Origin of the sequence: Pseudomonas sp. NFPP12 (genome assembly GCF_900103205.1) — a bacterium.
GTDB classification, from domain to species: domain Bacteria; phylum Pseudomonadota; class Gammaproteobacteria; order Pseudomonadales; family Pseudomonadaceae; genus Aquipseudomonas; species Aquipseudomonas protegens.
In genome coordinates, this window is record NZ_FMWW01000006.1 from 287671 (window position 1) to 289337 (window position 1667).

Genomic DNA, 1667 nt, shown 5'->3' on the forward strand with positions numbered 1-1667 from the left:
CGAAATCGAACGCATGATCGGCAGCATCCAGAGCGGCACCGAGCACGCCGTGGACTCCATGCGCAACAGCACCGAACGCGCCGAATCGACCCTGAGCATCGCCCGGGGGGCCGGCCAGTCCCTGGACACCATCAACAGCGCCATCAGCGAAATCAACGAACGCAACCTGGTGATCGCCAGCGCCGCTGAAGAACAGGCCCAGGTGGCCCGTGAAGTGGACCGCAACCTGGTGAACATCCGCGACCTGTCGGTACAGTCCACCACCGGCGCCAACCAGACCCAGGCCGCCAGCAACGAGCTGTCACGCCTGGCGGTCGACCTGAGCAACCTGGTCACCCGATTCAAGCTCTGAAGCCCTTGCGCCCTGCTCCAGCTCCCGCCGTTGAGCGGTGGGGGCTGGTGAGGGTGGCGTTCAAGGCACCCCAGCAGACAGGTACCGGACAGGCTTAATCCACGGCGAGACTCAAGACTTTAGTCGTACGACCGATAAGTCACGGTAGAGTCAGTCTCAAGCCCCGCACGGATGCGCCCTTTTTGGTACCTACCATGTCCCTTCGTAATATGAATATCGCTCCGCGGGCCTTCCTCGGCTTCGCCATGATCGGCGGCTTGATGCTGATCCTCGGGGTGTTCGCCCTGAACCAGATGAGCAAGATCCGCGGCGCCGCCGAAGACATCACGTCGAGCAGCGTGCCAAGCATCAAGAGCCTCGACGAATTCACCCAGCTAACCCTGCGCCTGCGGGTGCTGTCCTACCGCTTGCTGGTGAACCGTGAGCCGGACGTGCAGCAAAAGACCATCGAACTGCTGGAAATGCGCAACCAGCAGATCCGCGCCGCCCAGGTCATCTACGAAAAATTCATCACCAGCCCGGAAGAAAAATCCGCCTACGAGCAGTACCTCCAACTGCTGGGCCAGTACCGGCAGATCGAAGAGCGGATGAAGAGCCTGTCGCGCAACAATCAGGTGGATGAGCTGCGCAACTTGCTCAACACCGAACTGCTGAACAACTCCGAAGCCATGAACACCGTGCTCAACCGCTTGCTGGAGATCAACACCCAGCAGACCGTGGACACCAACCAGCAAGCCGCCGAGCAGTACTCCTCGGCCTTCAACCTGGTGGTGGCGCTGCTGGTGCTGGCTACTGGCCTGACCTTCCTCTTCGCCTGGCTGCTGACCCGCAGCATCACCCAGCCCATCGCCAACGCCCTGGGCGCCGCCGAGGAAATCGCCGAGGGCAACCTGACCCGGCCGATCAAGGTCGATGGCAGTGACGAGGCCGGGCGCCTGTTGCAGGCCATGGCCAAGATGCAGGAAAAACTGCGCGACACCCTGCAGCGCATCTCCGGTTCCGCCACCCAGTTGGCTTCGGCGGCTGAAGAGCTCAACAGCGTCACCGAGGAAAGCGCCCGCGGCCTGACCCAGCAGAACAACGAGATCGAACAGGCCGCCACCGCGGTCAATGAAATGACCAGCGCCGTGGAAGAAGTGGCGCGCAATGCGGTGAGCACCTCCGAAGCCTCGAAGAATGCCACCGCCTCCGCCGGCGACGGCCGCGACCTGGTGCAGGAAACCGTGTCGGCCATCGAGCGCATGAGTTCCGATGTGCAGGGCACCGCCAGCCTGATCGGCGACCTGGCCAACGAGTCCCGGGACATCGGCAAGGT

The 1667-nt window shown here is 62.7% G+C and carries 2 protein-coding genes; both read left to right on the forward strand.

Features of this window, described 5'->3' with window-relative positions:
- A partial coding sequence (locus BLS75_RS26130) for a methyl-accepting chemotaxis protein (protein ID WP_239690690.1) occupies window positions 1-352 on the forward strand: 352 nt, incomplete at its 5' end.
- 194 nt (window positions 353-546) lie between these two features.
- Window positions 547-1667: methyl-accepting chemotaxis protein (locus tag BLS75_RS26135; protein ID WP_072452200.1), on the forward strand; the 1121-nt coding region annotated here is incomplete at its 3' end.